Annotated in this window: 23 protein-coding genes; 11 read left to right on the top strand and 12 right to left on the bottom strand. The window is 71.9% G+C overall.

Features of this window, described 5'->3' with window-relative positions; genetic code table 11:
• The first annotated feature begins 61 nt into the window (after window positions 1-61).
• Window positions 62-247: a hypothetical protein gene (locus tag AQJ84_RS32750; protein ID WP_030042791.1), complete on the top strand. Its 186-nt coding sequence runs from the start codon at window positions 62-64 to the stop codon at window positions 245-247.
• Between the two features lie 114 nt (window positions 248-361).
• Here AQJ84_RS32750 and AQJ84_RS32745 read toward each other — a convergent pair whose 3' ends face one another.
• Together AQJ84_RS32745 and AQJ84_RS32740 are read right to left on the bottom strand one after the other, a co-directional pair.
• On the bottom strand, window positions 362-1,732 hold the full coding sequence (locus AQJ84_RS32745; RefSeq protein ID WP_053190400.1) for a S1 family peptidase: 1,371 nt from the start codon (window positions 1,730-1,732) through the stop codon (window positions 362-364).
• A 95-nt stretch (window positions 1,733-1,827) separates the two neighbouring features.
• Entirely contained in the window at window positions 1,828-2,853 is a 1,026-nt protein-coding gene (locus tag AQJ84_RS32740; RefSeq protein WP_030042790.1) for a hypothetical protein, read from the bottom strand.
• 24 nt (window positions 2,854-2,877) lie between these two features.
• Between AQJ84_RS32740 and AQJ84_RS32735 the strand changes: the two genes are divergently transcribed.
• Both AQJ84_RS32735 and AQJ84_RS32730 read left to right on the top strand, forming a co-directional pair.
• Entirely contained in the window at window positions 2,878-4,065 is a 1,188-nt protein-coding gene (locus AQJ84_RS32735; RefSeq protein WP_030042789.1) for a MalY/PatB family protein, read from the top strand.
• Window positions 4,066-4,075: 10 nt separating this feature from the next.
• Window positions 4,076-4,456: a PPOX class F420-dependent oxidoreductase gene (locus AQJ84_RS32730; protein ID WP_030042788.1), complete on the top strand. Its 381-nt coding sequence runs from the start codon at window positions 4,076-4,078 to the stop codon at window positions 4,454-4,456.
• 63 nt (window positions 4,457-4,519) lie between these two features.
• On the opposite strand, the gene AQJ84_RS32725 is transcribed toward AQJ84_RS32730, so the two are convergent.
• The 3 genes from AQJ84_RS32725 to AQJ84_RS32715 all read right to left on the bottom strand — a co-directional run bounded on the left by AQJ84_RS32725 (window position 4,520) and on the right by AQJ84_RS32715 (window position 8,887).
• Window positions 4,520-7,279, bottom strand: a complete 2,760-nt coding sequence (locus AQJ84_RS32725; RefSeq protein ID WP_225889219.1) for an alpha/beta hydrolase family protein — start codon at window positions 7,277-7,279, stop codon at window positions 4,520-4,522.
• A gap of 212 nt (window positions 7,280-7,491) precedes the next feature.
• Window positions 7,492-7,920, bottom strand: coding sequence for a Zn-ribbon domain-containing OB-fold protein (locus tag AQJ84_RS32720; RefSeq protein WP_030042785.1), 429 nt, complete (start codon window positions 7,918-7,920; stop codon window positions 7,492-7,494).
• Between the two features lie 205 nt (window positions 7,921-8,125).
• Window positions 8,126-8,887, bottom strand: a complete 762-nt coding sequence (locus AQJ84_RS32715; RefSeq protein ID WP_059198891.1) for a TetR family transcriptional regulator — start codon at window positions 8,885-8,887, stop codon at window positions 8,126-8,128.
• Window positions 8,888-9,057: 170 nt separating this feature from the next.
• On the opposite strand from AQJ84_RS32715, the gene AQJ84_RS32710 reads away from it, so the two are divergent.
• Both AQJ84_RS32710 and AQJ84_RS32705 read left to right on the top strand, forming a co-directional pair.
• Window positions 9,058-9,891 (top strand): peptidoglycan-binding domain-containing protein, encoded by an 834-nt coding sequence (locus AQJ84_RS32710; protein ID WP_030042783.1) that lies wholly within the window; start codon window positions 9,058-9,060, stop codon window positions 9,889-9,891.
• 86 nt (window positions 9,892-9,977) lie between these two features.
• Window positions 9,978-10,469 (top strand): flavin reductase family protein, encoded by a 492-nt coding sequence (locus AQJ84_RS32705; RefSeq protein WP_030042782.1) that lies wholly within the window; start codon window positions 9,978-9,980, stop codon window positions 10,467-10,469.
• A gap of 273 nt (window positions 10,470-10,742) precedes the next feature.
• Here the strand turns inward: AQJ84_RS32705 and AQJ84_RS32700 are convergent, their stop codons facing one another.
• The 4 genes from AQJ84_RS32700 to AQJ84_RS32685 all read right to left on the bottom strand — a co-directional run bounded on the left by AQJ84_RS32700 (window position 10,743) and on the right by AQJ84_RS32685 (window position 15,709).
• The gene (locus AQJ84_RS32700; RefSeq protein ID WP_053190411.1) at window positions 10,743-13,133 is read right to left on the bottom strand and encodes a SpoIIE family protein phosphatase; all 2,391 of its coding nucleotides are present in this window, start codon (window positions 13,131-13,133) and stop codon (window positions 10,743-10,745) included.
• Window positions 13,134-13,305: 172 nt separating this feature from the next.
• Complete coding sequence (locus AQJ84_RS32695) at window positions 13,306-13,872, bottom strand: antibiotic biosynthesis monooxygenase (RefSeq protein ID WP_030042778.1); 567 nt, start codon at window positions 13,870-13,872, stop codon at window positions 13,306-13,308.
• A 116-nt stretch (window positions 13,873-13,988) separates the two neighbouring features.
• Complete coding sequence (locus tag AQJ84_RS32690) at window positions 13,989-14,381, bottom strand: hypothetical protein (RefSeq protein ID WP_030042777.1); 393 nt, start codon at window positions 14,379-14,381, stop codon at window positions 13,989-13,991.
• Window positions 14,382-14,785: 404 nt separating this feature from the next.
• Window positions 14,786-15,709 carry a MurR/RpiR family transcriptional regulator gene (locus AQJ84_RS32685; RefSeq protein WP_030042776.1) on the bottom strand — a complete coding sequence of 308 codons (924 nt, stop codon included), beginning with the start codon at window positions 15,707-15,709 and terminating at the stop codon, window positions 14,786-14,788.
• Window positions 15,710-15,943: 234 nt separating this feature from the next.
• Here AQJ84_RS32685 and AQJ84_RS43645 point away from each other — a divergent pair, with 234 nt between their 5' ends.
• Both AQJ84_RS43645 and AQJ84_RS32680 read left to right on the top strand, forming a co-directional pair.
• Window positions 15,944-16,105, top strand: coding sequence for a hypothetical protein (locus AQJ84_RS43645; RefSeq protein WP_164873139.1), 162 nt, complete (start codon window positions 15,944-15,946; stop codon window positions 16,103-16,105).
• 1 nt (window position 16,106) lies between these two features.
• Entirely contained in the window at window positions 16,107-16,508 is a 402-nt protein-coding gene (locus AQJ84_RS32680) for a DUF3662 domain-containing protein (protein WP_030042775.1), read from the top strand.
• A 9-nt stretch (window positions 16,509-16,517) separates the two neighbouring features.
• On the opposite strand, the gene AQJ84_RS32675 is transcribed toward AQJ84_RS32680, so the two are convergent.
• From AQJ84_RS32675 to AQJ84_RS32665, 3 genes are all read right to left on the bottom strand, one after another.
• Window positions 16,518-18,074 (bottom strand): glycosyltransferase family 39 protein, encoded by a 1,557-nt coding sequence (locus AQJ84_RS32675; protein WP_225889217.1) that lies wholly within the window; start codon window positions 18,072-18,074, stop codon window positions 16,518-16,520.
• A gap of 228 nt (window positions 18,075-18,302) precedes the next feature.
• Complete coding sequence (locus AQJ84_RS32670; protein ID WP_053190397.1) at window positions 18,303-20,231, bottom strand: phosphatase PAP2 family protein; 1,929 nt, start codon at window positions 20,229-20,231, stop codon at window positions 18,303-18,305.
• A 177-nt stretch (window positions 20,232-20,408) separates the two neighbouring features.
• Window positions 20,409-21,317 (bottom strand): N-acetylglucosamine kinase, encoded by a 909-nt coding sequence (locus tag AQJ84_RS32665; RefSeq protein ID WP_053190396.1) that lies wholly within the window; start codon window positions 21,315-21,317, stop codon window positions 20,409-20,411.
• 320 nt (window positions 21,318-21,637) lie between these two features.
• Here AQJ84_RS32665 and AQJ84_RS32660 point away from each other — a divergent pair, with 320 nt between their 5' ends.
• The 4 genes from AQJ84_RS32660 to AQJ84_RS32645 all read left to right on the top strand — a co-directional run bounded on the left by AQJ84_RS32660 (window position 21,638) and on the right by AQJ84_RS32645 (window position 26,300).
• On the top strand, window positions 21,638-22,768 hold the full coding sequence (locus AQJ84_RS32660; RefSeq protein ID WP_225877350.1) for an ROK family transcriptional regulator: 1,131 nt from the start codon (window positions 21,638-21,640) through the stop codon (window positions 22,766-22,768).
• 274 nt (window positions 22,769-23,042) lie between these two features.
• The gene (locus AQJ84_RS32655) at window positions 23,043-24,365 is read left to right on the top strand and encodes an extracellular solute-binding protein (RefSeq protein ID WP_053190395.1); all 1,323 of its coding nucleotides are present in this window, start codon (window positions 23,043-23,045) and stop codon (window positions 24,363-24,365) included.
• A gap of 124 nt (window positions 24,366-24,489) precedes the next feature.
• On the top strand, window positions 24,490-25,401 hold the full coding sequence (locus AQJ84_RS32650) for a carbohydrate ABC transporter permease (protein WP_030042770.1): 912 nt from the start codon (window positions 24,490-24,492) through the stop codon (window positions 25,399-25,401).
• The gene (locus tag AQJ84_RS32645; RefSeq protein ID WP_030042769.1) at window positions 25,398-26,300 is read left to right on the top strand and encodes a carbohydrate ABC transporter permease; all 903 of its coding nucleotides are present in this window, start codon (window positions 25,398-25,400) and stop codon (window positions 26,298-26,300) included. The genes AQJ84_RS32650 and AQJ84_RS32645 overlap by 4 nt, the downstream gene beginning before the upstream one ends.
• Window positions 26,301-26,302 lie beyond the last annotated feature (2 nt).

Genomic DNA, 26,302 nt, shown 5'->3' with positions numbered 1-26,302 from the left:
CACGGTCCGAAATGTCCGATTGGCTCGTGATTACTCACATGGCCTTCACGTCCAAAGACGTATGCTTCACATCATGTCCACCAGTGTTGAACCCGCTACCGAACGTTCGGCTGACGAGGTCAACGAGGAGATCAGGGCGCTGTGGCTCCGATCGGGCGGGACGCTGAACGGCGAGCAGCGCGAGGAGTACCAGCGGCTCGTCCTGGAGTGGGCCGCCGCGGCCCCGCAGTCGGCAGAAGCGGCCTGATCCCTCCTCGAAGGCCCGCCGCCGCTCCCGACCTCGTCGGCACCTGACCTCGTCGTCCGGCCCGACCTCCCCACGACGCCCACAGGGCGCCACCGTGCCGTCCCGCGCAGGCGGTCAGCCCCATGTCGCCGAGTAGTGCCGCCGGTACGCCTTGCGGTCCTTCTCAGCCCGGATGTACCTGCTCGCCACCAGCGCGATCAGGCTGCCCGCGATGACCAGTAAACCCGGACCGAGGTTCCGGCGGTCGGTGAGCCGGGTCAGCAGCGGCTCGCCCGCCGTCCCCCCGGCCACCGGAGCCGACGCCCCGGGGTTGGCCGCACCGGGGGCGATCGAGCTCTGTGTGGCCGAGGCCGACGGCGAGGGCGCCGCGCTGCCGCCACCGGCGGGGGCGGACACGAGCAGCTGGACGTCGAGGTCGGTCAACGCCTTGGTCAACGGCTGGAAGAACGTCGTACCGCCGGACTGGCAGTCGCCGCTGCCGCCCGAGGTCACGCCGAGCGCGATCCCCTCGGAGAACAACGGGCCGCCGCTGTCCCCGGGTTCGGCGCACACGTTCGTCTCGATCAGGCCCGTGACCGTCCCCTCGGGATAGTTCACCGTCGCGTTGAGCGCCGTCACCTGGCCGTCGCGCAGCCCGCTGGTGCTGCCGCTGCGGAACACGCGCTGTCCGACGGCCGGATCGGCCGCGCCCGTGATCTGTACTCCCTTGCCGTCCCCGATGGCCACGACGGCGGCGCCGTCACCGGCCTTGCCGTTCGCGTACTGCACCAGGGAGTAGTCGTTGCCCGGGAAGCTCTGGGTGACCGTCTTGCCGACCTGTTCCGTGCCTCCGGTGTCCGCGAACCAGACGGAACCCGTGGGCCCGCAGTGCCCCGCGGTGAGGATGAACTCACGCTGCCCGTCGGTCACGTTGAAACCGGCCGAACAGCGTCCGGCGGTCGACAGGATCGGCAGCGCGCCGTTGAGCCGGGGCGTGAACTCGCCCTCGGTGCGTTCCATCCGGACGAAGGCGCCGATGCCGTCGGCGACCCGCGTCATCCGCGACCAGTCGGCGGCCGAGACGGTGGTGTCGCCCCGTACCACGATCTCGTTGGTCTGGTAGTCCATCGCCCAGGCCGTGCCGGCCACCCGGGGCGCCGAACGCAGCGTCGACGTCGCCGACTTGAGCTCGTTCATGCTGTGCGAGACCACCTTCGCCACCGCTCCCGCCCGTTCGACCTCGGCGGCGGCGTCCTGGTCGGTGACCGCGACGACCGGCCGGCCCTTCGCGTCGATCCAGGTGCCCGCCGTACGGGAGTCGCCGAGCCGCGAGACCAGGCCGGTTCCGGTGTCCGCCGACTGCTCCGCGTACGTCCGCGGCACGGCCGAGGCCTCGGATGGCTCACTCGCCACGGCGCGTGTCACCATCGTGCCTCCCAGGAGGAGTCCGCCGACGGCCGCCAGCCGTGTCACTCGCCGGACGACCCGTCGTCGTGCGTGCCTCATGCATGGCTCCCGAACCCGTACAGGCGGTGTCAACACCGCAGGGCCCTCCGGTCGTTGAGCGCCCACCTCCCATACGTGGCCCAGGCCCCGGGTGTTCACGGCAAGAGTGATCTCTCCACATCCGCCGGCGCGAGCCGTGCCCAGCTCCGCTCGTCGCCCCACACCGACCCGGTACCGACATAGGGGCGCAGCAGGTCGGTGAGCGCGGGATCGGTGCCTCCTTGCAACTCGTCCGAGGCGATCTTGCGGCCGATACCGGCGAGGAAGTCCGCGAGCTGTACCCGCGGATCCTCACGGGCTACCACCAGCCTGAACCCGTCCAGGCGCGCTCCCAGCCGGCGGGCCGTCTCCTCGATCCAGACGACGCGTTCGGGCGTCAGCATGCTCTGCCGGTCGTGGACCAGCCGGACGGTCCGTCCGCCCGCGCTCCAGTGCACCGCCGTGGCGACGATCGCCGGCAGCAGGGGATTGAGGACCGGCACCAGGGTGGGACCCGTGGTGATGTCCGCCCGGTAGGAGTCGGCCCGGGAGCGGGCTTGCGCGAGCCGCTCGAGGATCCCGGACACGGGGGTACGGGGATACGCGTGGCGCAGGGCGTCCACCTCGCGGAAGAAGGTGTCGGTCGGAGCGTGCGCCCCACCGTCGTTCCTGATCCGCAGCAGCCGGTTGGCGGCCGCGAGGAACCCCTGCCACCGCTCGGCCCCGAAGAGCCGCGGCCCTTCACGGAACAGCGTCACGGCCTGCGCCGACCCGTCGTCGAGCAGCAGGTCCACGACCCGGTCCACGACGAAGAAGGTCTTCTCGGTGAGATGCACGTGCGCGCGCCCGTGGAGCGGGCCCGCGGGGGCGAGCAGCCACTCCAGTACGGCCCGGTGCTTCTCCCGCAGCAGATGGTTCGCCTTGTACTCCTCGGCGGGCGAGCGGATCCGGTCGCGGATCTCCCGCACCTGCCCGGCGGCGGACTCCACGGACAGCCGCACGCTCGCGTGGGCGAACACCAGGGTGTTCCCGCCGGTGAGGTTCTCCCCGTCCGAGCCCGACTCGTCGCAGGCGACCTCCACGACCTCCCCGACCGGCCCCGGACGCCCGTCCGCCACCCCGTTCTCACGATTCCCGGTCACACCACAGCCCCCTATCTTGTGCCCATGACCAGGATCCCGCACGAAACGTCCGGCGAACCGAATCCCCTGCGCGAACTCACCCTGGACCGCCTGCGATGCCGTACGAGCACGAAGTGGCGCACCTACCCCGACGACGTCCTGCCGCTGTGGGTCGCGGAGATGGACGTGCCGCTCGCCGGACCGGTGCGCCGCGCGGTCACCGACGCCCTCGAACTGGGCGACACCGGCTACCCGGCAGGCACCGCGTACGCGGAGGCGCTGGCCGCCTTCGCCGACAAGCGGTGGGGCTGGAGCGGTCTCGCCGTCGAGCGCACCTCGATCGTTCCCGACGTGATGCTCGGCGTGGTCGAAATGATCAGACTGGTCACCGGGGCGGGTGACGCCGTCGTGGTGAACCCGCCCGTGTACCCGCCGTTCTTCCAGTTCGTCGGGCACATGGACCGGCAGGTGGTGCGGGCCCCGCTCGGCCCGGACGGCCGTCTCGACCTCGGCGTCCTGGAGGACGCCTTCCGGCGGGCCGTCTCGGGCGGTCGCCGGGCGGCCTATCTGCTGTGCAGCCCGCAGAATCCGACCGGGGCCGTGCACACCGCCGACGAACTCACCGAGGTCGCCGCGCTCGCGGACCGGCACGGTGTGCGTGTCGTCGCGGACGAGATCCACGCGCCGCTCGTCGTGGGGGACGTGGCCTTCGTGCCGTACCTGAGCGTGCCGGGCGGCGAGAACGGGCTGTCGGTCATGTCGGCCTCCAAGGCCTGGAACCTCGCCGGCCTCAAGGCCGGGCTCGCCGTCGCCGGCCCGGCGTCCGCCGCCGACCTGGCCCGGATGCCCGAGGAGGTCGGCCACGGTCCCAGCCACCTCGGCGTCATCGCCCACACCGCCGCCCTGAGGGACGGCACCGCCTGGCTGGACGCCCTGCTCGCCGGTCTCCGCGACAACCGACGCCTGCTCGCCGACCTGTTGGCGCGGCATCTGCCGACCGTCGGGTACCGCCCCGGCCAGGCCACGTACCTGGCCTGGCTCGACTGCCGCGCGCTCGGTCTCGGCGACGATCCGGCGGAGGTCTTCCTGCGTCGCGGCCGGGTGGCGCTCAACTCGGGGCTCCCCTTCGGCACCGGTGGCGCGGGACACGTGCGCCTGAACCTGGCGACGTCCCCGGAGATCGTCGAGGAAGCGGTACGGCGGATGGCGGCGGCGGTCGGTGGCCCTGCCTAGACTGCCCCGTATGGACGACACGTCGCTGGAGCGGCTCGGGGCGGGCAAGTACCTGCTGATCACCAGCTACCGGAAGAACGGCACCGGGGTCGCCACCCCGGTCTGGGTGGTCCGCGACGGGGGCGCGCTCGGCGCCTGGTCGGCCGCCGACGCCTGGAAGGTGAAACGGATCCGGGCCCGCGGCGACGTCCTCGTCGGTCCCTGCGACCTGCGCGGCAACCCGACCGGCGAGCAGGTCCCGGCCACCGCCGAGATCACCGACCCGCAGACCACCGCGCGCTACCGACGGCTGATCGCCCGCAAGTACGGCATCACCGGCCGCCTCACCCTCCTCGGCAGTCGGCTGCGCAGGGGCCTGGACGGCACGGTCGGGATCCGTGTGACGCTGTGACGTACCGGGGGCACGGACCGCCTGCGGTCCGTGCCCCCGGATCCTGCCGTGGCCGGTTACGGCTTACGGCGCGTCCAGCACGGTGCCGGTCAGCACCGGACGGCCGGGCAGCGGCTCGGCCTCGGTGTCGGTCGGCGCGACGCGGATCGACTCGGTCGGCTCGGCCAGCTGGTCCCGCACCGTCGGCACGGTCAGGTCGGCGCCGGTGCTCCCGGCCGGAATGGCCACCCACACCCACACGTTCGCCTCGGACAGCGGACGCTCCGGGTCGGGGGACTCACCGGTGTAGTCCAGGAGCCACTGCGGATCCACGTCCTTGGTGGACAGCTCGGCCCCCTCGGCCGCGAGCACCCGCACCGGCTGGTAGATCTCCACGTCGGCGGCCTCGTTCAGGGAGAGCCGCCAGGTCAGCGTCTGTCCCTCGGTCACCCGGTCGGCGACCGGCGTCATGGTGACGACCGGCTCCGGGTCGTCGTTCTGCGCGGTGACCCCGCCCCGGTGCGAGCCGACGACGGCGTTGCGTACCGCCTTCACGACGATGTCGTGCTGGGCGTCGTAGTCGAAGCGCGTGTCGCCCGTCACCTCGACCGGTACGTCGATGGCGTCGCTGCCGGGCCGTACCGTGACCAGCTGGTGGGTGCCCCGCCCGGTGTCCGGGTCCAGGACGTACACGCGGACCTGACCCTTGCCGTGCCCGGAGATCTTGACCGGCACCCGGTAGGTGCGGGTGCCCGAGTCGCCCTCCTTGACGACCGTGCGGCCGACGTCGACGCGCGGCAGCGCCGCCGGCTTCACCGCCGCGGTGCCCGGCGCCCAGCCCCAGGCGTCCATCAGCCAGGCCCGGCCCGACTGCGAACGCGGCGTCAGATCAAGGGACTTGACGTGCCGCAGGTCGAGCCCCGCGCGGGTCGCGGCGCTCAGCGGGACGCGCACCTCACGCGCCCAGTACGAGGCCGTCCTGTCACTGCCCGGCAGGCCGTCCACCGTGACCCGGCCGAGCGTGGCCCGTCGGCCGGAGGCGTCGGTGACGGACACGTCGAGCTTCGTGCCGGTCGTGTTCGGCGGTACGAAGACCCGCAACGCCAGGTCCTTGGAACCGGCGAGCGAGAGCGGCGTGGCAGGGCGGACGCGTGCCGCCGTACCCGGAGCCGACCACTTCAGCGCGACCGCGCGACGCCCGGCCTCCCGGTCCGTCTCCCACCACGCGAAGTGGGGTGAGGACCCGGCGGTCGTCTCGGCGTCGAGGCAGGCGACGGCAGGGTCGGGGTCGATCGCCGAACACAGCCTGGCGCCGCTCACGGTCACCTTGCCGTCCGGCAGGAATCCGGCTCCGCGGCGCGCGCCGACCGCGTGGGTCAGGACACGGGCGGGATCGGCGGAGGGGGCGCGCCTGCCCGAACCGTCGAGCAGCGGACGGACCCGGTCGTCCCCGGCGACGAACAGCCGGGCGGCGGCGGCGATGTAGGTGGCCCCTGCCCGGTGCTGCTGGTCGGCGGTCAGCCGGGTCGCGGTGCCGACCGAGCACACCGGGTCCTTGTGTTCCTCGTCCTCCCAGAAGTCGTCCCAGGAAGGCGCCTGGGACTTGCCGGGAGTCCACTCGCTGTTGAAGTAGTTGTGGTTGGCGCCGACCATGTACACCGCGCTGTGCAGCGCGCTGCCCTTGCCGGTCCCGCGCGTCCCGTCGACGTACACCTCGCCCTGGAGGTCGGACACGTCGCCGTCGCAGCCCGGCAGGATGGTCACGGACGGCACGTCGGCGACCGGATTCTGGCCGAAGATCGTCGGTCCGATGAGCACGGTCCCGCGCACCTTCCAGCGCACCGGGCCCCGGTAGCCGTCCTGGGCGGCGGGCGGCGGGTAGAGACTGTCCATGGCGGCCCGGTTGACGCCCTCACCGCCGCGCGAGTGGCCGACGAGCAGGACCCGGGAGAGATCGGCCCTCGGCGCCTCGCGTACGGCCGCCGGTGCGGTGGACGGACGCGCGGTCCAGTCCGCCCAGCGCGCGAGGTGCTGCCTGACCAGCGAGGAACGCGCCTGCGCGCCGGCGTCCTCGGCCCCGGCGTCCTGGCCGTTGACGCCGTTCGCCGAGATCGACACCGTCACATACCCCTGGGAGGCCAGCAGCTTCTGGTCGCGCAGGTACCCCTTGTGGCTGGGGATCTCCTTCATGCCGACCGGGCAGGGCCAGTCGATGGTGACGTCGTCCTCGGCGCCCGGCTTGTAGCAGGTGGCATGGCGGCCGTGCAGGAAGAGTGCGAGCGGCCGTTTGCCGGTGGCACCCCGGGGGGCCACCACCTCGGCGCGCATCTCGATCGGCTGGGCGTAGCCGGGCAGCCGTATCGGGTCGAGGGCGTACTCGCCGCTGACCGTGCGGTACGAGCCCGGCTTCCCGGGGTCGACGGCCCCCGCGGGCAGCGGGGCCGGCGGCTGCGCGGCGGCCAGGGAGTCTCGCTCGCGGCGCTGGTCGGTGGTGCCGGCCGGCGCGTCCAGCCGGCGTCCGGCGGCCAGTACCCGCAGGTCCTTCAGGTGCGCCGAGCGGGCCTCGTCGAGGGGGAGCCGGAACGTGCGCCCGTCCTTCCCCGGCTCCGGGACCCCGAGCAGCCGGTCCCCGGTGTGGAACTCGACGCGCGCGTCCCCCGCGGGCACCGCCCTGGGCGCCCGCCAGACCAGCTCACGCGCGGCGCCCTCGCCGCCGATCCGCCAGCCCTGCGGGAGCTCGTCACCGGCCGTCGCCGCGGTCAACGGTTCGGTCTGTCTCGGCTGTTGGGCCTGTGCCAGTCCGGGCGACCCCGCCAGGGCCGCCAGCACCGCCACGGCGGTCACACCTATTCGCCGGGCACGGATCAATGGTCCTCTCCTCAAACCCCCGAGCGCGGCACCCCGTCCGTCTCGGGAGCCTCACGCGTCACGAAGGACGGAGGAGGACCCACTGTGGGTTGTCTGTGAAAGGGAAAATGATCGAGGCCAACGACGTGATCAAGCCAGGGAGGTGGCCAAGGGCGGCCGGCCGTGGCAGGGAGCCGTGTGCCGGCCCGCTAACTCCAGGCGCGGTAGGGCTCGTCGACCAGCTGGAAGACCGGCTCGCCGCGCACCGGGTCCTTCGCGGTGGACAGCCGGACCCGGTCTCCGCTGTGGATGCCGATGGGCGGGCCCATGACCCGGCCGCGGATGACGAAGCCCTCGGCCATCTCGATCAGCGACACGTTCCGGGCGGCGGGGGTGTTGCGGTGCACCACCGTCGAGTGGCGGACCGTCCCCGTGCCCTCGCTGCGCTCCGTGCGCAGGTCGCTGCCCTGGCAGACCGGACACAGCAGTCGGTGGTACGTCGCGGTACCGCACCACGTGCAGCGCTGGAAGAGGACGGCGTCCGTGTCCGCGCGCCCGCGATCCGGACTCCCGGGGTCCAGCAGGCCCGTCGCGGAGCCGGCGGTCAGACGAGCAACGTTTCCTGAGGGGTGGTACACGCTGGTCAACTCCCTGCGCTAGGCCGGAATCCCACGTGCGCGGGTCACCGTGCACGCGCATGCCCGGTTGGCCATGCCACCGTGCACGCCCACAGAGTATGGCACTCAGTGCCACTCGTAAAGGCACTCCGTACCCCTGATCTGAGGATTCCGGGCGGGGACGTCGCGGCCCTGCCGGGGGCCGGATCGGGGCCCGAGGCCGGGGTCAGCCGCGCCCGAGCGCGGCCTCCAGCTCCTGGACCACCCGCCACAGGGGCGCGTCGCGCCGGGAGACCACGACCACCACGTCCTCGGGCAGCCCCTCGCCGACCGGAGCCTGGGGAGGGCTGCCGAAGGCCGACCGCACGTATCCGAGCGCATGGTCGACCGTCGCGCCCGCGTCGCCGTGTCCGTCCGAACGCAGCCACGAGCGCAGCGCGTTGTTGTGCGCCGCGACGACGGCGGCCGCGATCACGTCGGCCCGAAGGGTCCCGTCGCGCCGACCGGCGAACCTGCCCCTCAGATACTCGGCGAGGGCGCGCTCGTATCGCCACACCACGGACAGCTCGTAGGCGCGCAGGCCCGGCACCTGTTTGGTGAGGCGGTAGCGCTGCACGGAGAACGTCGGGTTCTCGGCGTACATCCGCAGCACCATGCGGGCCGCGTCGCAGACCCGGCCCACGGGCTCGCTCCCGTCGTCGCCGGTGGCCAAAAACTCCTTCATGTCGGCCAGGCACCGCTCGTGGTCGGGGAAGACCACGTCCTCCTTGGAGGGGAAGTACCGGAAGAACGACCGCCGTCCGACGCCGGCCAGCGCCACGATGTCGTCGACGGTGGTCTGCTCGTATCCCCGCTCCAAAAACAGCCGGAAGGCGGCCGCGACGAGCGCGTCCCGCATGGGCGGTTTCGAGGCCGGTGCCGAGGTCGCCGTCGCGGCCGCCGCCTCCGCCTTCCCGTCACGACGGGGCGCCGCGCTGCTGGAGCTCATGGACGGGAAAGTAGCACCTGGCCGGGCTGATGGCACTCAGTGCAGCCTTATGAGGGAACTGAGTGCTCTCGTGAGGCACCGCTCAGGGACGCTGAACTCCCGGCCCGGCACGCGCGTATCCATCCCCGGGGGATGCCGGAGGTCCCGTGCAGGGGCGGAAGGAGAGCTGTATGCCGATACCGACCGACCGTGGGCAGCCGCCCGAGCGGCCCGACGACGCGCCGCTCGAACCGGTGCGGGTACTGCGCCCCCGGAACACCGACGCGCTGGCCGATCTGATCAGGGAGTTCCGGGAGCAGACCGGACAGCCCCGGGAGCACACCGGGGACTACGAGGTGGTGACGCTGCCCCACAACGAGGCGGAGACACAGGAACTGCCTCCCGTCACCGACCAGGACCCGTTCGGCCAGGACCCGTTCGCCCAGGACCCGTTCGCCCAGGGCTCGTTCGGCCAGGGCCCGCTGACGCGCACGTCCGGCGCCGGCCACAGCCACACGTCCCCCAGAGGCGGTCGTCCGGCTGCGAGGAACCCCCGTCCGCCCGCGCGCGGCGGCCTCCCGGTACCGGGAGGCCGCGCCCCCGCCGGACGCGTGCGCGGTCTGCGTCGTACCGCCGTGGCCGGTGCCGTCGCCGCGGCGGCGCTGGTCGGCTTCGGCTGCGCGTTCCTGCTGCCCGGCCGAGGCGACGCCCAGGCCGTACAGCCCTCGGCGCCGTCCGCGACCGCGTCCGCCGCGCCCACCCCCACGCCCTCCGCCGCGACCGACCCCGACGGGCCCGGAACCCTCCGCGAAGGAGCCGCCGGCCCCGACGTGACCGACCTCCAGCAACGCCTGCTGAAGATCCCGAACGTCTACGACCACGGCTCCACCAGCGGCAGTTACGACGCCACCCTGACCCAGGCGGTGGCCCGCTTCCAGGTCTGGTACGGCATCCGCGGCGACGAGACCGGCGTCTACGGTGACGACACCCGTCTCGCGCTGGAGTCCCGCACGGGAGGCGGATGACCACGGACGCACGGCCGGCCGGGCCGTGATCGGCTGAATCCCGGGTACCCACCCCGTGACCACACCGACACGGGAGTGATGTGAGCATGGCGGGCGTCGACGCGTTCACCGACCGGCTGGACCCGGACATGTGCGTGGTGACCGCCACGGCGGGCGGAGAGCGGGCGGGCTGCCTGGTCGGGTTCGCCTCGCAGTGCTCCATCCGGCCGGTGCGGTTCGTGGTGTGGCTGTCGAAGGTGAACCACACCTGTCGCGTGGCGAGCGACGCCCGGTTTCTCGCCGTGCATCTGCTCACCCGCGAACAGCGAGAGCTCGCCGAGCTTTTCGGGGGCCGTACGGGTGACACGACGGACAAGTTCCGGCACGTCGGCTGGCGGGAGGAGCACGGCGGGGCGGCCGTACTGCAGGACGCGGCGGCCTGGTTCGTCGGCGAGGTCCTCACCCGCACCGACGGAGGAGATCACGTCGGTTTCGTCCTCGCCCCGGTGGCCTGGGGTGAGCGTGCGGAGCAGCGGAAGGGGCCGCTGCTGCGGCTCGGCGACGCTCGCACCATCGAACCCGGTCACCCGGTGGACTGACGCTCCCTCCCCCCGTTCGAACGCCGGGCAAGGCGTCGGGAAAGTGGCGGCGGCCTCGGACCGGTCGCCGTCACCATGGGCAGCCCCCGTACGAGGGACCCCGCGCCACCCGAACCGAAGGCCACACCGATGAGCGGCTCCCGTATTCCCGGCCTGGTACTGCCCGCCGTGTTCCTGGTGGCCCTCGTCGTGGGCGCGTTCTGGTACTGGCGACACCGCGGTGACGAGTGAACGGCCGACGAGTGAACGGCCTTCGGGCCGCTGCCGCGCCGCCTATTCGGGCTCGGTGGGCACCCGGACGTCGACCACACACACGTCGTCCCGCAGGTCGCCCCCCAGCAGTGCGGCGAGCAGCGGCCGCAGGGAGCCCGGCTCGTCCGTGTGATGGGCGACGACCGCCTTGCCGAGTCGGTCGAGGCCGAGGTCGATGCCCTCGGTGGGGCGCTCGACCAGCCCGTCCGTGTACAGGATCAGCCGGTCGCCGGGCTCCAGGTGGCACTCCGCCTCCTGGTAGACCGGCGCGGAGCTCGCCCCGAGCAGCATTCCGCGCGGGCGTTCCAGGTAGCGCACCTCGCCGTCACGCAACAGCAGCGGCGGGGGATGGCCCGCCTGGGCCCAGATCAGCCGACGCTCGCCGGGGCTGTAGCGGGCCAGCACCATGGTCGCGGTGCCGTGGGAGTCACGGGAGTGCAGGAGCAGCGTGTTGAGCCGGGCCAGCGCACCGGTGAGCGACGATCCGGTGATGACCATGCCCTTCGCGGTGAAGCGGAGCTGGGCCATCGTGGCGACGGCGTCGATGCCGTGCCCGGCGACGTCCCCCACCACGAACAGGGCGTCACCGTTGGGCAGTTCGATGACGCTGAACCAGTCGCCGCCGACGTGGATCCCCGACTGGGCAGGCAGGTAGGCGACTTCGACGTGCAGGCCCGCCAGCCGCTGCGGACGGGTCGGCAGGGGCAGCAACGCGTGCTGGAGCCGGGCGGCCAGGGTCCGCTCGGCGAGCAGCACGCCGTGCTGGGTCAGGATCTCCTGCTCGCTCTCCACGAGGGCGAGCTCGGCGCTGCGCTGCGCGGTGAGGTCCTGCACGAAACCGTGCACCTCGAACGGCGTGCCGTCGACGTCCAGCACCGCTTCGGCGACAGCGCGCAGGTGCCGCACCCCGCCCGCTGTCCCGATCCGGAAGGGTACGGAGAACTGGCGCCCGCCGTGCATGAGTTCCCGGATGAAACGCGTCAGCACCGGTTGGTCCTCCGGCAGCGCCAGATCCGGGAGGTCCGTCAGGTGGACCGGGCCGCGCAGGGGGTCGCGGTCGAAGATGTCGTAGACCTGGGACGCCCAGTCGACCTCGTGCGTGACCAGGTTCCAGGTCGCCCAGCCCAGGTTGCCCAGCCGCTGCATGTCCGCCAGGCGCTGCTCCTGCCGGTCCGAGGACTCCTGCCGGACCCAGGAGACGGCCAGGCCGTCGTCCAGCCGCGCCGCGCGTACCGAGTACGTGGACAGCTCCCCGGTGCCACCCGACAACTCCTGGTGGGCGAACGGCTCGCTCTCGTACGGTTCCCCGGTCGTCAGGGTGTGCAGGCATCCCTGCCACAGCTCCTCGCCCGCCATGCCGGGAAAGCACTCCAGGACCCGGTGGCCGACCAGTCCGCGGCCCGTGCGACCGAGGAGGTCGACCGTCTCGGCCGTGGCCGCGTCGATGCGGTAGTCCTCGATCTCCCCCGAGGGGGTGGTCAGCGGCGAGATCAGTATCGTGGCACCCGGCAGCGCGTCGAACACCGCTTGGGTGGCACTGTCCGTGGCGAGCTCCGGCCGGGCGCCGAAGGCCGCCAGCCGGCCCGCGCACAGCCGGGCGGCGCCCCGCAGCAGCCGTCGGACGGACGGCGTGAACGGCCCGCCGGCCTCCCGCAGGACGCCGACGCAGACGTCGTCCGAGTCCCCGGCCGGCACCGGCAGCCAGGCGCGGGAGCGCCAGCGCTCGGGGGGTTCCCCGATGAGCAGGTACCGCTCCCGGTCCGTCTCCAGGTCCTCCAGCCAGCGCGGCTCCCGCGCGCGGAGCGCGTCGTGGGCGGCGATCCCGGACAGCGGGGGCACCTGCCGCCACTGGGCGGCGAGGGTGTCGTCGATACCGGCGTGCCCGACGAGTTCCAGCCCGCCGGCGGGCAGGCGCCGGAAGAGCATGACCGCGTCGGCGCCGACCTCGGGCGAAAGGTGTTCCAGCAGGCACCGCGCCAGCTCCTGGCGGGTACCGACGTGGAGCAGGGCGTCGCCGAGCCGGCCGAGCGCGACGAATGCGTCGTCCGTGTCGGCGTCGTCGTTGACGGCGACGGCGTTCTCGGCGACGGCGTTCTCGGCTCCCTGGGCAGCGGCGGCGGGGGAACCGCCGGCCGGGGAGCCGGTGGAGTCGGCGTCCGCGGACTCGGACCGCGGATCGGTGCCGGGTGGGCGGACGAGCCCCCCGAGGGTGATCCAGCACTCCTCGATCAGCGTGCGATTGCCTGCCTTGGCGCGCTGCTGGAGTTCCTCGCCCGCGGCTTCCGGCGTGCACCCGCTCAGCGCCATCAGCGCACCCTTGGCGCGCTCCAGGACAGCCGATGTGGCCGCCTGATCCCGCAGCCGGTCCATTTCGGCACGCTGCCGGGCAACAACGCTGGTCAGCGCCACCATGTCGGGCGCGGCGCCGGGTTCGGTGGGGCTGGCGGGCTCGCTCGTCACGTGTTGAGCATTGCACATCCGGCGCGGTTCGATCGCGGGCTTGTGGACGCGGAACGCACACACCGGTGAAGTCGGGCGCCGCGGGGCCCGCCGACCCGCCCGAGGCCGCGTCGGTACGCCGCCGTCAGCGGTCCGGCGGCGGGTAGAGCCACAACCGGAGCAGGCGGCTCAGCAGAGGCATGACCAGGTACGTCAGCACCGGCAGCAGCACGACCGGGAACACCGCGGCGCGCAGCGGCAGGGGCCAGGCCGCGGTCTGCGGCGCCACCAGCCACTGGATCAGCAGCACGAACGGAAAGGCGCCCAGGAAGGTGGTCAGCACCATCTTCCACCGCGGCGGCGCCTGCACGGTGGTGCCGGGCAGACTGAACCAGGTCTCCATGCCGGTGGTCGACTGCCGTTCGCTGCCGATCTCCGTGGCCAGGCCCCTGATCCGTTCGTGCCAGGCCGCCCGCTCCTCGGACTCCAGCCAGGCGGCGAGCCGGTGCGGATCCGACCAGCGCAGCACCGCGTGGAAGCGGGGGCCGTCCTCCGGCCGCAGCCAGGAGACGCCCTCGTTGCCGGGGAAGCGCCTGGCGCACTGGGTGACTCCGTGCGCCCACTGCTCGAACTCCTGCTCCCGGCCGGGCCGCACCTGCCAGGTGAGGACCGTGGTGACGGGATCGCCCTGCCGTACCTCGGTAGTGCTCATGTTCACCACGGGTGCCACGGGAGACGCGGGTCATGCCCGGGCCTGGTCGCGGAGGGGGAGCCCGAGACGCGGGTCATGCCCGGGCCTGGTCACAGAGGGGAGCCCGAGAGGGGGGTTCAGCGCCCGTGGCCGTGTTCGACCAGCGCCTGGGTGACCGCGCGCACGCTGCGGGCGATGTGCTGCAGCTGCATGACCTCCGCCGCGTACAGCTTGATCGTGTGCTCGATGACCGACTCAGGCAGCCCGAGTCCCGGCAGGTCGGCCCGGGCGGTCTGCAGGGCGGTACGAGCCACCCGGACCTCGTGCTGGACCTGGATCTGCGCATGCCGGGCGAGCAGCACGGGGTGCCGGATCAGGGCCGGGTAGCTGGCGTAGCGGGCCGGCACCAGTTCGCGCAGCCACTTGGCCGCCGAGCGCTCCCAGTCGTAGCTGCCGGGCGTCTTGACCTGGCACGGCCAGTCCGGGCTGATCCGCGTGGTGGTGCGCGTGGTCGTCAGAGGCATGGTCATCGCTTCCGGGTGTGCGGCGTCGTGCGGGGTGGTCCGACGGATTGGGGCGGCCTCGGTCTAGGGGATGACCGAGGCCGCCACGGGCGCTCGCGCAAGCGACGCCCGACCGAACACCCCGGGCGCCGACGCGGGTAGGAGACGGCGGCCCCGGGTGTCCGAGCAGGAGCCCGCGGCGGCAGACGGTGCCCGCGCGGCGTGTGGTGCAGCGTGCGCATGAGCGGACCGTCGTCTCTGTGCGGGCGGATGCGGGTGCGGAACAGGCGACCCGGTATGGCCGGGGCGTGATCCGTGAGCAGTATTTATATATGCCGACCGCTTTGCAAGAAGCATGAAAACATTCATGCGGGAAATGTGCCGGAAGTTCCCCTTGTGTCCTGAAATGTAGGTGGTGAGTGGTGGTGAGGTCAGTCGCGCAGGAAGAACTGGTGCTGGTCGGAAATCTGCTCGTAATCCTCGAGCCGCGCCTGCGTGCGCTCCGGGTCGGCGTCGGTCATGGCCTGCAGCAGCGCGGAGGCCATGACGCCGGGAGCGGCGTAGGAGTCGAAGACCAGTCGGGACCCGGTTCCGGTGGCGAAGACGACGTCCGCCTCGTCGGCCACCGGCCCGAGCGCCAGGTCGGTGATGAGCGCGACCTTGAGCCCGGCGCCGCGCGCGACCCGTACGGCGGTCAGGGTCTCCTGGGCGTGCCGGGGCATCGAGAACGCCAGCACCCAGGTGCCACCCGCCTCGCGTGACTGGAGCAGCGAGTCGTAGGCGACGCTGCCGCTGCGGTTCACCAGCCGCACGTCGGGGTGGACCCGGCGGGCCGCGTACGCGAAGTACTCGGCCAGGGACGCCGAGATGCGCAGACCGAGCACGGTCAGCGGGGTCGACCGGGACAGCCGGCGGCCGATGTCGATCACCTGGTCGGGGTCGGCGAAGTCGCGCCGCAGGTTCTCCAGGTTGTCGATCTCGGCGTCGACCGCCGCCTGGAGTTCGTTGCTCCCGTTCTCCTCCGCCGCGGGCGGGCCGCCGGCGAGCGTGCCGAGGGCGATCGACTGGAGCCGCTCCCGTAGCGCGGGGTAACCGCTGAAGCCCACCGCCGCCGCGAACCGCGTCACCGACGGCTGGCTCACGCCGACGCGTTCGGCGAGATCGGTGATCGAGAGGAAGGCCGCCTCGGTGATGTGCTCGATCAGGTACTGGGCGATCCGGCGCTGCCCGGGAGACAGCCGGGGCCGGTCAAACAGGCCCCTGAGCTGGGAAATGGGGGAGGCCTCCGCCTCCGGTGCGGTCTTCCCCGAGGTGATCGCGGACGCCTGGGCGCGTGCCTGCTGCGGCGATGGCACGGGTCCGCCTCCTTTGTCTTCCACAGTGCCTCAACATAGCTCACACAACGTGGTGGCCCCTGGCTGTGCGAAAGCCCGCGACCACGGTCCGGGGGGCGAACCGATCGACCTGCCGGAAGGACGGATACGCGCGCCCCGGACGGGAACCCGCCCCCGCGACAGTGCTTTCGACGACGACGCCCGACGCCGGTCGGCGACGACGCGAAGCCATGGACGACAGTTGAGGAGCCCCGCGTGACCGTCCCCGAGGAGAACCGCCCCAAGACGCACACCACCGACGACACTCTCGAACACCGGGAGGGGGAGGCCTCGCGCCCGACGGGCGGCACCGGCCGCACCCTGCGGGAGGCCCTGGAAGAGGCCGAGGTGCGTCCCGACGACTTCGAGGAGCGGTGACATGAGCGCGCTCAGCGTGGTGGAACAGGCCCTGGAGAACCGGTGGGAGGCGCTGTGGGCGCGGGTCTTCGACAAGGAACCCGTCGAGCTCGTCGACGCGCTGCGACGTGAGTGCGACAGCAACGCGGTCGTGTGCAGCGAGACGCGGATCGTGGTCCCCAACGCCTACGACGTCGAGCTCGCCGACTCCGTGCACGACGAACTCACCCGGCGCGGCAGCAGCGTCGGCCAGGCGCTCACCGACAGCCTCATGCGGCACGCCGAGGACAAGGGATACGAGTGGGCCGGACCCCTCGCCGTGCACGTCACGAGGTCGACGCAGGTGCCCAACGGCCGCTACCGCGTGACCAGTACGGTGATGGAGCACGTGAGCGCCGACGGATTCCAGCAGGCCGTGCACTAGGAGCCGGCGTCAGCGGCGGTAGATCGTGATCGAGTGACCGACCTGGTCGATCACGCGACTACCGGCGATCAACTCGGCCAGCCGTCCCTTCGCCTTGGCAACCGCGGAGTCGGACACGACCAGCAGCCCGCGCACCTCGTGCCGGGGCACCGCAAGCGGGTCGGACGCCTCGATGCCGTACCAGGACGGCACACCGCTGCCCTTGTACACGAGCCAGACCCGCTCGCCGCGGTGGCGTTCGCGCAGCCGGTCGGCGAGCCGGCCGAGATCCTGGCCCCAGTCGACGTTGGAGTCGTGCAGGTGCAGGTGGGTGCGGGTTGTCCCGCCGAACGCCTCGTTGGAGTACGGCAGATAGTAGGGGTACGTCCGCACGGAGCTGACCGCGAGGAACAGCACCAGTGCCGCTGTCACCGCCGGTGCCCACCGCCACCGCACGACCAGGACACAGCCGGCCGCCACCGCCAGGAACATCGGCACGAAGAGGGCGTAGCGGGTGCCGAAGTCCCGCGACCCCTGCATGGCCGCCGCGAGGAGCACCGCAGGGGGCGCGAGCAGGTACGGCGCCACGGGGCGCGACCGCCGTACCGCCACCACCGCGACGGCACCGGCCGCCCACAGCGCGAGCAGGCCGAGCGGCGTCTTCACCAGCAGCGCGACCGGGAGGTAGTACCAGAGGGACCCGGTGTAGACCCGGCCGAACAGGAAGCCCTCCCACGGGCGGTTCTCCAGGCCGAACTGGATGCGCATCCCGTCCCGGTACGACTCGGGGAACGGTGACAGGTGGACGAGCAGCCCCCGCAGCCCGTGCACGACGGGCACGTGCTGCCGGGGCGTCCACCGCAGCCGGGGATCCACGGCCAGGTACGAGACCCATACGACGGCGAGCGCGATCAGCGCCACCACGGCGGCGCCCCCGATCGCCCGCAGCAGCCTCCCGCGCCGGTCGGCCGTTCCCGCGCCCGCGCCCGCGCACCACACGGACACCCCGGCCAGCACCGGCAGGACCAGAACCGCCGGCAGCGCGCTCATCTTCGTGGCGAGGGCCGCCCCGAGCGCGGCCCCGCCGAGCGGGAGGTACAGCCGTGGGCGCCGGCGCGCCCGCCACAGCAGCCACACGGACGTGAGCAGGAACCCGGCCGTCGGTACGTCGAGCGTGGCCAGCGAGCCGTGGGCGACGACGTCGGGGGAGAGGGTGTACGACGCGAGGGCAACCAACCCGCCCACCGCTCCCGCCAGTTCGCGGGCGAAGGCGAAGACGACGAACCCGAACAGCAGGGTCAGCACGATCACCGGGAGGCGGGCCCACAGCATGACCTGCCACGGGTCGTTGCCCGACTCGTACAGCAGGTGCCGGCCGAGCATGCCCTGGTCGCCGGTGAAGGACCGGTCGACGTGCGGGTCGGCGAGGGCCACACCGACGGCGACCACGAGCTTCCCGAGCGGCGGATGCTCGGGGTTGTGACGCACCCGGTGTGCGTGCAGGTAGTCGGCGGCCGTCGCCACGTACACCGGTTCGTCGATGGTCGGGGTCTGCTGGAGGGCGGTGGTCACCATCGCGGCGGCCATCTGGGCGAGCAGCAGGAACACCAGGAGCGGCACCGGCCACCGCCGGCCGGACCACCGGCGCCGCGGCGCCGGGGCGTCCGCGACCCGGGGGCATGGGGCCGGTTCGAGGGCCGAGCGCCGTTCTCCCGTCATCATCCGCCCCGCGGTAACACCGGGCGGGCGGTGGCGGGAGCGAGCGAGGGGCGTCTCATGCGCCCTACTCTGCATCAGCTCCCGCCACGGGAGGCGTTACCGCTTGAGGAGTCGTACCGACAGACCATCCGCCGTGTAGACGGGTACGGCCCGCAGCGTGTCGGAGTTCAGCTCGATCCGGTCGAACTGGCCCCGCAGCACGGGAGCGCCGAGGACGCGGACCGTGCGGCCCGCGGCAGGCGGCCGCTGGGCGTCGAGGCGCAGCGACAGCGTGCTGCCCCGGCCGAGCACCGCGCGGCGCGTCACCTCCAGGACGGGCTCCTGGCCCGACCGCAGGGTGACCTCCAGGGTGCCGGACTCCTGCGCGTACGTGCCGTGGACCTGAAGCGACTTGCCCAGCCGCAGCGTGCCGCCGGACACCCGCACGTCACCGTGGCCCAGCGCGTGGGCGGATCCGGCGACCAGCACACCGTCCGCCAGCTCGGTGCCGCCCGTGTACCGGTTGTGGCCCGTCAGCGTCAGGGTGCCGGTGCCGCGCTTGGTCAGACCGCCGTCGCCGTCGATGTCGTTGCGCCAGCTGTCGGCCGCCTTGAAGCCGCCGGCCGCCGCGTCGAGCGTCACGCTCACGTCGGAGTCGAAGGCGCCGTAACCGTCCGCCGCGGCGAACAGGTTCAGCCGGCCCCACTGCTCGAAGCCGTCCAGCAGGACGTATCCCGAGGGCAGCGCGGTCGTCCGCAGCACCTCGCGCCGCTGCGCCGCGTCCAGGTACGGCAGCCGCGTCTCCAGCAGCACCTCGGCGCCCTTCGGCACGGTCAGCGGCTCGTCGCGGCCCCGCCGGGTCAGTACGTACGTCAACCGGGGCCTGACCGCACACTCGTTGGCGTCCCGGTCGGCGTAGGCGTCGGAGCCGTCCGCGTGGGCGTACGCGTACAGCGTGTCCGCCGTCGTACCGGTCTTCTCCTGGAAGTACGCCAGCGCCTGGGCGCGTGCCGCGGCCTTGAGGTCCGCGTTCGCCGGGTCGGCCAGCGCGGCGGCGGCCAGGGCGGTGGCCATGATCCGGCCGCCGAGGACGTCGACGGTGGAGTGCATGCCCGACATGATCCGGGTGTGGCTCAGTTCGAAGGCCCGGGTCACCAGCTCCTGGAAGCGCTCCGGCACCGCGTACGCGAAGCCGAGGGCCGCCAGGTGGAAGGCGTTGGTGTGGCCGCTGGGGAAACCGCCGTCGTCGGTCGGGGAGGTGCTGCGCTGGCGCAGCAGCTGCGTCACGACGACGACCTCCGAGTCGTACACGGGGTAGCCGAGGGCGTCCTTGGCTCCCGTGTCGACGACCTCGCTGTCCTCGTTCATGCGCCACGGACGCGGGTACTGGAAGGCGTACTTGCCGGGGTTGCCCGAGGCGAACGGGCCGCGCACGGTGTCGACCAGCCTGGCGACCTGGCCGAGCGCGGAGTCGTAGGAGCCCGCGCCGATCGCGGAGCCCGCGGGGGCGCCGGCCGGGACGGCGTCGCTGATGGTGGTGGCGGGCGTGGTCTCGGGGGCCTCGGTGATCGAGGTGACCGCCTTGGCGCCGGTCCGGTACAGGTCGGCCAGCGGGCCCAGGGCCGCGATCATCGCGTAGCTCTGGTGCTGCCGGTCGTAGACGAACGCCTCCCGGGCCTGTGCCTCGGTGCGCGCGGACGTGATCCGGGCGCAGTAGCGCATGTTGGCGCGCAGCACCTCGGGCATCAGCGGGGTGCCGGTGTTCCAGGCGCCGCCGGTCTTCCACACCTTGGCGAAGCCGCCGAGGATCCGGACCACGGCGTTGGTCTCGGGCGTCAGGTTCGCCACGACGTTCGTCTTGTAGTCGTCGACGAACGCGGCGAAGGCGGTGGCCGCCTTGGCGTCCGTGGCGGCCAGCCAGGTGGCGAGGGTGGGCGCGGCCAGCACACCGGCCGAGGCGCCCAGGGACGTCTTGAGGAATCCCCTTCGGTTCACGGCGAGTTCACGGACCGACGACGGGGAACGGTGCCCGGCTGATGACGGCATGCGTCTGCCTCTCTGGAGTTCATCGGCCCTGCGGCCAAAGGAAGGAGGTGGTGCGAACGACTGCGGCCGACGGTGTGGCGCGTGACGCGGGGGCCGAACGCGCTTTCCGGAGCCGTACGAGCGAAGAACTACGGGCGAGTCGTGTCGGACCGGGGGTGACCCGGCGTCCGCCACATGTCATACGAGTGAACGGGCCATCGCCACCGCACCCTCGACCGGCGCCACCTCGAGGGGACTCGGCCGGGCCGTCGGCACACGCTCGGCCAGCGACGACACGAAGGCGTCGTAAAGGGTGGGTTGGGCGAGGACGGTGCTGCCCGCGACCACGACGTCGTCGACGGCGACCCCGCGGGCGGCGAGCCGCGCGACGAGGGCCGCCAGGGCGCGGCCGCCCTCGGTGACGACGGAGCGGGCGAGAGAGGAGCCCGCCTCGGCGGCGGCGAACACCACGGGTGCGTGCCGGCCCCATTCGGCGGAGACGTCGCCGGCGCTCTCCAGCGCCGCTCCGAGCGCCGGCACCTCGGAGACACCGAAGGCGGTGACGAGGCCCTTGGCCAGTTCGTCGGGTTGCTCGCCGCGGTCGTGTGCCGCCCACACCGCCCGTGCGGCCTCCCGGACGAGTCCGGCCGAGCCGCCCTCGTCGCCGAGGACCGCGCCCCAGCCGCCGACCTGGACGGCGGTGCCGTCGTCGAGCCGGCCGACCGCGACCGAACCGGTGCCGGCGACCAGGCCGACACCCCGGTGAAGACCGGCGGCGGGTACGAGGAGTTCGGCGTCGCCCATGACCAGCGCGGGCGCGTCGAAGTGGAGCTGCAGGGCGGTGCGTATCTGGGCGCACTGGCGGGGCGTCTCGCAGGCGTGTCCGCCCACGGCGACGGCGGACGGGCGCGTGCCCGCCGGCAGTGCCTCGGCGACCAGGGTGGCCAGCCAGCCTGCGGCGGCCACGGGGTCGTGCGGTCGCCAGCCACTGCTCGGCCGGACGTGATCGGCGACGCGCAGCTCGCCCGCGAAGGCGCGCAGCTGCGTCTTGGTGCCGCCCACGTCGATACCGACCACCACAGGGCCGGCGGGGGAAGCGTCCTGCACGGATCCTCTTTCGTCGTTGCGCGGGGCTGCGACGGTGGGCGAACCGTGCCTGCAGGAGGGACGTTCGAAGTGCTAGGGAAGCCCCGGGACGGGCCTCTGACGGAGCACGGCAGGCGAGTACCGTGACGTTCGTTAGGAAGTTAACTAACGAAGTACAGTGCGTGTCAAGAGCATCGCGTACCCGACCGCCGCGGCGTCCCGGACAGGCCGCCGGCGGGCGGTCGGGGGCGACGCCAGGGCATCCCATCGCCGCACCCGCGGAGACGAAAGAACCCGGGAGCGCGGCCCTCGACCCGAGTGGGAGAACTGTGGAACACGACGTGGCGAACGCCCCACGCCTGACCGAGAGCGCGAGCGCGGTGTTCGCCGTACTGGCCGGGGCGGGCACGGCGACCCGGCCCCAGCTGGCGAGCCTGGCGGGTCTGTCCAAACCGACGGTGTCCTCCGCCGTCGCCGAGCTGGAGGGCGCCCGGCTCGCCGCCCACTGGGGCACCGCCTCCGGCGGCACGGGCCGCTCCGCCGCCGTCTACGGACTCGGACCGGCCGCCGGGAGTGCCCTCGCCGTCGACCTCGGCCCCGCCCTCACCCGGGTGCGCGGCTGCGCCCTGGACGGCACCCTGCTCGCCCAGGCCACCGGGCCCCGGCAGGAGGCCGCGGACGTGGTGCGCGAGGCTCTCGCCGCGCTGCCCGCCGGCGCTCCGCTGCGCAGCGTCGTCGTCGCCGTCGGTGACGTCACCGCGCACGAGGACGGCACCGGTGAGCGCCCCGCCACCGCCAAGGCGGGCCCGGTCTTCGACGCCATGGCCGTCGCGCTGCCGCCGGGCGTTCCCGTGCACCTCGAGAACAACGTCAACTGCGCCGCGCTCGCGGAGCTGCACGAGGGGGCCGCCCGGGGCCGCAACACCTTCGGCTACCTGCGGATCGGCGTGGGCATCGGCCTGGGCATCGTGGTCGGCGGCCAGGTGCTGCGCGGGGCCAACGGGGCCGCCGGTGAGCTGGCCCGGCTGCCCTACCCCTGGGACGACGGCCGGGAGCCCCGTCACGAGGCCCTGGAGGAGTACATCGGCGCCCGCTCCCTGCTGAGACGGGCCGCAGAGGCCTGGCCGGAGGCCGACGGGCCCTGCCCCGACACCACCGAACGGCTCTTCGCCCTCGCCGACGAGGGCCGGACCGCGGCCCTCGCGGTGGTCGGTCGCCACGGCACGGACGTGGGCCGTCTGGCCGCCGCGGTGACCGCCGTACTGGACCCGGGACTGATCGTGCTGGGCGGCAGCACCGGCGCGGACCCGCAGGTCCTGGCCGGGGTCCGGGCCGAACTGGACCGTCTGAGCTGGCCCACCGAAGTGATCACCGGCACCCTCGGCGAGCTCGGCACCGTCGTGGGTGCCGCCCGCCTCGCGGTCGCCCGGGGAGTCCAAACCGTGACCGAAGCCGCGCGAGCGAAGGATTGACGGCCTCGGACTCGGTCTGCCAATGTCCGGACAAGCGCTTTCTAAGTCGGCCGGGACGCCGGCTTGGGGCGAGCCTCCCGCCCGTACTCGACGTACGGCAACCGCACGAGGGCGTGCCCGTGCGGTGACGGCCAGGACGGCCGGGGATGCCACCCCGCGTGGACGACGCGGCCGGGCGAGGCCGCGCCCCGGAAAGTGACTTTTCCTGCACAATGCACCCCCGTGCCGCCTCGGTCGGCGCCGGGCCGTCTCCTACGACGAAAAGGGATCGAAGATGACCACTGTGGGTGTGCGGCGTTCCCGCCGACTCGGCCGCGGCGGTATGCGCCGCCTGGCTCCCCTCGCTGCCGTTGCCACGGCAGGTGCCCTGCTGCTCTCCGCCTGCGGAGGGGGATCCGACTCGGGCGGGACCTCCAAGTCGCTGACGTTCTGGATCTCCACGGTGCCGGGGCAGGACGCGGGCTGGAAGAAGATGGTGGCGCAGTACGAGAAGGAGACCGGCGTCAAGGTCAAGCTCGTCAACATCCCCTACGACGGCTACGCGACGAAGCTGCGCAACTCCGCGCAGGCGAACTCGCTGCCCGACGTGGCGGCCGTGCCGGCGCTGGACCCGATCTGGTCGAACAAGCTGATCGACCTCAGCGACATAGCCAACAACAAGACCAACAAGATCAACGCCAACTTCGTCGCCAAGGACTCGTCCGGGAAGGTGCTGTCCATCCCCTCGGACGTCACCGCGTCCGGCATGTTCATCAACAAGTCGCTCTTCGAGAAGGCCGGCGTCGACTACCCGACCTCGCCCGACAAGACCTGGACCTGGACCGACTTCATCAAGGCGGCGGACGAGGTCCGGGAGAAGACCAAGGCCAAGTACTCCCTGACGTTCGACCAGTCGCCGTCCCGGCTGCGCGCCATGGTGTACGAGATGGGCGGAAAGTACGTCCACGCCGACGACTCCGGCAAGTTCTCGGTGGACGCGGCGACCAAGAAGGCCGTGAACACCTTCGTCGGATGGAACGACGACAAGACCATGCCGAAGTCGGTGTGGACCAGCGGCGCCGACCCGTCGGCCATGTTCCAGAGCGGTGACGTCGTCGCCTACTGGTCCGGCGTGTGGCAGGTCGCCGCCTACGCGGAGAGCATCACGAAGTTCGAGTGGGCGAGCGTCCCGACCCCCGCCCAGCCGGTGCAGGCCAGTGACGTCAACAGCGGCGGCATGACGGTCGGCTTCAACAACAACGCCGACGCGGCCGCCGCCGCGAAGAAGTTCCTGTCCTGGCTGTACGAGCCCGACCACTACCAGGCGCTGTGCGAGGCCTCCGGCTTCCTGCCGGTCGAGAGCGGTCTGAACCCGAAGTACCCCTTCAAGTCCGAGGCGGCGCAGGCGGCGTTCAAGCTCTACAACGAGTCCATCCCGCTCTACGACCCGATCTCCGGCTACTTCAACAGCGCGCAGACGAACTGGGTGCTGAAGGGCAAGAGCCTCGCCGACGACCCGACCAAGGCGGAGCTCGGCAAGGCGATCAACGGCGAGCAGTCGGCCGACAAGGCCCTGCAGAACATCGTGGACGGCTACAACCAGCAGGTCGGCGGCTGAGCGCAGCCCGGCAGTCCCGGGCGGCGGTGTCCCGACCCCGCCGCCCGGGACTCAGGCCCCACATGACGCCGGGCTCATGGCCTGAGCCCACAGGAACCCATTCCACCAGCACGGAGTCAGGAAGATGACAAAACGAGCCTCGGACACGTCCGTGAGCCCGCCCAGGAGACGAAGCAAGTACACCCTCGCGCCGCTCGTCCTCATCGCGGGCAATGTCGTGCTCTTCGCGCTGTTCTTCGTCTGGCCGGCGGTGATCGGGCTCGTCTACTCCTTCACGAACTACACGGGCGTAGGGGCGTTCCAGTTCGTCGGACTGGACAACTACCAGAAGCTGCTCGGGGACTCGACCTTCTATGCCGCGACGACCCGCACGCTGCTGTACACCGTGCTCTTTGTTCCGCTGAACTTCGTGTTGTCGCTGCTCATCGCCAACGTGCTGGTGAGCAAGCACGCCAAGGGCGCGTCGGTCGCCCGCATCTTCTTCTTCATCCCGTGGCTGCTGTCGCCCATCATCGTGGGTGTCCTGTGGCGATGGTTGTTCGGTGAGAACTTCGGACTGGTCAACTACCTCATCGAGAAGGTCGGCGGAAGCGCCGTTCCATGGCAGTCGAACGCGGACCTGTCACTGATGGTGGTCGTGGTGGCGGCAGCCTGGGCCTGGACGGGCTTCTCCATGCTGCTGTTCATCGCGGCGATCAAGAACGTACCGACGTCGTACTACGAGGCGGCGGCGCTCGACGGCGCCGGTCCGTGGCGCCAGTTCTTCAGTATCACCCTGCCGAGCATCGCCCCCACGTCCTTCATCGTCATCCTGCTCAACACGATCCACGCGATGAAGGAATACGCGGTGTTCGCCTCCCTCAACAACGGTGGACCCGGAACGTCGAACAACCTGCTGGTCCAGTACATCTACCAGACCGGGTTCAAGACGGGGCAGATCGGCTACGCGAGCGCCGCGTCGTTCGTGCTCATGCTCATCCTGATGGTCGTCGCGGTCATCCAGATGATGGTCAACCGGCGGGTGGAGAACCGATGACAACCACAGACATGCCACGCAAGGTCGACTCCGGGCCCGGCCGGGCCGTCCTCAGGAAGCGGTCCGGCGGCGCGGCCACCGGTGGGCTTCGGCGCGCGATTGCCCCGACGACACTGCTGTGGGTCCTGGCGGCCCTCTACGGGGTGCCGGTGCTGTGGTTCGTCCTCAGCTCCTTCAAGCCGGCCGGAGACCTGTTCTCCCTTCCGCTGACGCTGTTCCCGGACGACCCCACCGTGTCGGGTTACAAGGAAGCGTGGGCCAGCGCCAACTTCTCCGGGTACTTCATCAACACGATCATCGTGTGCTTGATCGCGACGATCCTCACGGTGGGAGTCAGCTGCTGCACCGGGTACGCGCTGGCCAAGTACGACAACAAGTGGCTCAAGGCCTTCTTCCTCTGCATCCTGGCCACCACGATGCTGCCGGCCGAGGTCATGCTCGCCCCGCTGTTCCTGGTGGTCCGCGACCTCGGCCTCTACAACTCGCTCTCCGGCATCATCCTCCCGGCCCTGCTCACCGCGACCGGCTGCTTCATGTTCCGCCAGTTCTTCCTGACGGTCCCCGACGAACTCATCGAGGCCGCCCGCATCGACGGCGCGAAAGAGCTGGCGATCTTCATGCGGATCATGGTGCCGCTCTCCCGGCCCATCATGCTGACGCTCGCCATCCTGTCGTTCCAGTGGAGGTGGAACGACTACATCTGGCCGCTGCTGATGCTGAACGACCCCGAGAAGTTCACGGTGCAGATCGGCATCCAGAGCCTCGTCGGCGCGCAGAACATCAACTGGTCGGTGCTGCTCGGCGGATCGGTCATCTCCATGGTCCCGCTGATCGTCGTCTTCCTGGTGTTCCAGAAGTACGTCATGAACGCCGACATCAACGCCGGCCTGAAGGACTGACC

It is taken from the genome of Streptomyces resistomycificus (assembly GCF_001514265.1).
Classification (GTDB): domain Bacteria; phylum Actinomycetota; class Actinomycetes; order Streptomycetales; family Streptomycetaceae; genus Streptomyces; species Streptomyces resistomycificus.
The sequence above is the reverse complement of the archived record's forward strand: the minus strand, read 5'-3'. Positions and strand labels throughout refer to the sequence as shown.

Coding starts and splice junctions, on each gene's coding strand:
- AQJ84_RS32690 (WP_030042777.1), bottom strand. CDS start 14,381: ATGACCATGCCTCTGACGACCACGCGCACCACCACGCGGATCAGCCCG.
- AQJ84_RS32695 (WP_030042778.1), bottom strand. CDS start 13,872: ATGAGCACTACCGAGGTACGGCAGGGCGATCCCGTCACCACGGTCCTC.
- AQJ84_RS32750 (WP_030042791.1), top strand. CDS start 62: ATGCTTCACATCATGTCCACCAGTGTTGAACCCGCTACCGAACGTTCG.
- AQJ84_RS32745 (WP_053190400.1), bottom strand. CDS start 1,732: ATGAGGCACGCACGACGACGGGTCGTCCGGCGAGTGACACGGCTGGCG.
- AQJ84_RS32655 (WP_053190395.1), top strand. CDS start 23,043: ATGACCACTGTGGGTGTGCGGCGTTCCCGCCGACTCGGCCGCGGCGGT.
- AQJ84_RS32705 (WP_030042782.1), top strand. CDS start 9,978: ATGGCGGGCGTCGACGCGTTCACCGACCGGCTGGACCCGGACATGTGC.
- AQJ84_RS32675 (WP_225889217.1), bottom strand. CDS start 18,074: ATGGCCGCCGCGATGGTGACCACCGCCCTCCAGCAGACCCCGACCATC.
- AQJ84_RS32715 (WP_059198891.1), bottom strand. CDS start 8,887: ATGAGCTCCAGCAGCGCGGCGCCCCGTCGTGACGGGAAGGCGGAGGCG.
- AQJ84_RS32670 (WP_053190397.1), bottom strand. CDS start 20,231: ATGCCGTCATCAGCCGGGCACCGTTCCCCGTCGTCGGTCCGTGAACTC.
- AQJ84_RS32680 (WP_030042775.1), top strand. CDS start 16,107: ATGAGCGCGCTCAGCGTGGTGGAACAGGCCCTGGAGAACCGGTGGGAG.
- AQJ84_RS32700 (WP_053190411.1), bottom strand. CDS start 13,133: ATGGTGGCGCTGACCAGCGTTGTTGCCCGGCAGCGTGCCGAAATGGAC.
- AQJ84_RS32710 (WP_030042783.1), top strand. CDS start 9,058: ATGCCGATACCGACCGACCGTGGGCAGCCGCCCGAGCGGCCCGACGAC.
- AQJ84_RS32650 (WP_030042770.1), top strand. CDS start 24,490: ATGACAAAACGAGCCTCGGACACGTCCGTGAGCCCGCCCAGGAGACGA.
- AQJ84_RS32735 (WP_030042789.1), top strand. CDS start 2,878: ATGACCAGGATCCCGCACGAAACGTCCGGCGAACCGAATCCCCTGCGC.
- AQJ84_RS32645 (WP_030042769.1), top strand. CDS start 25,398: ATGACAACCACAGACATGCCACGCAAGGTCGACTCCGGGCCCGGCCGG.
- AQJ84_RS32730 (WP_030042788.1), top strand. CDS start 4,076: ATGGACGACACGTCGCTGGAGCGGCTCGGGGCGGGCAAGTACCTGCTG.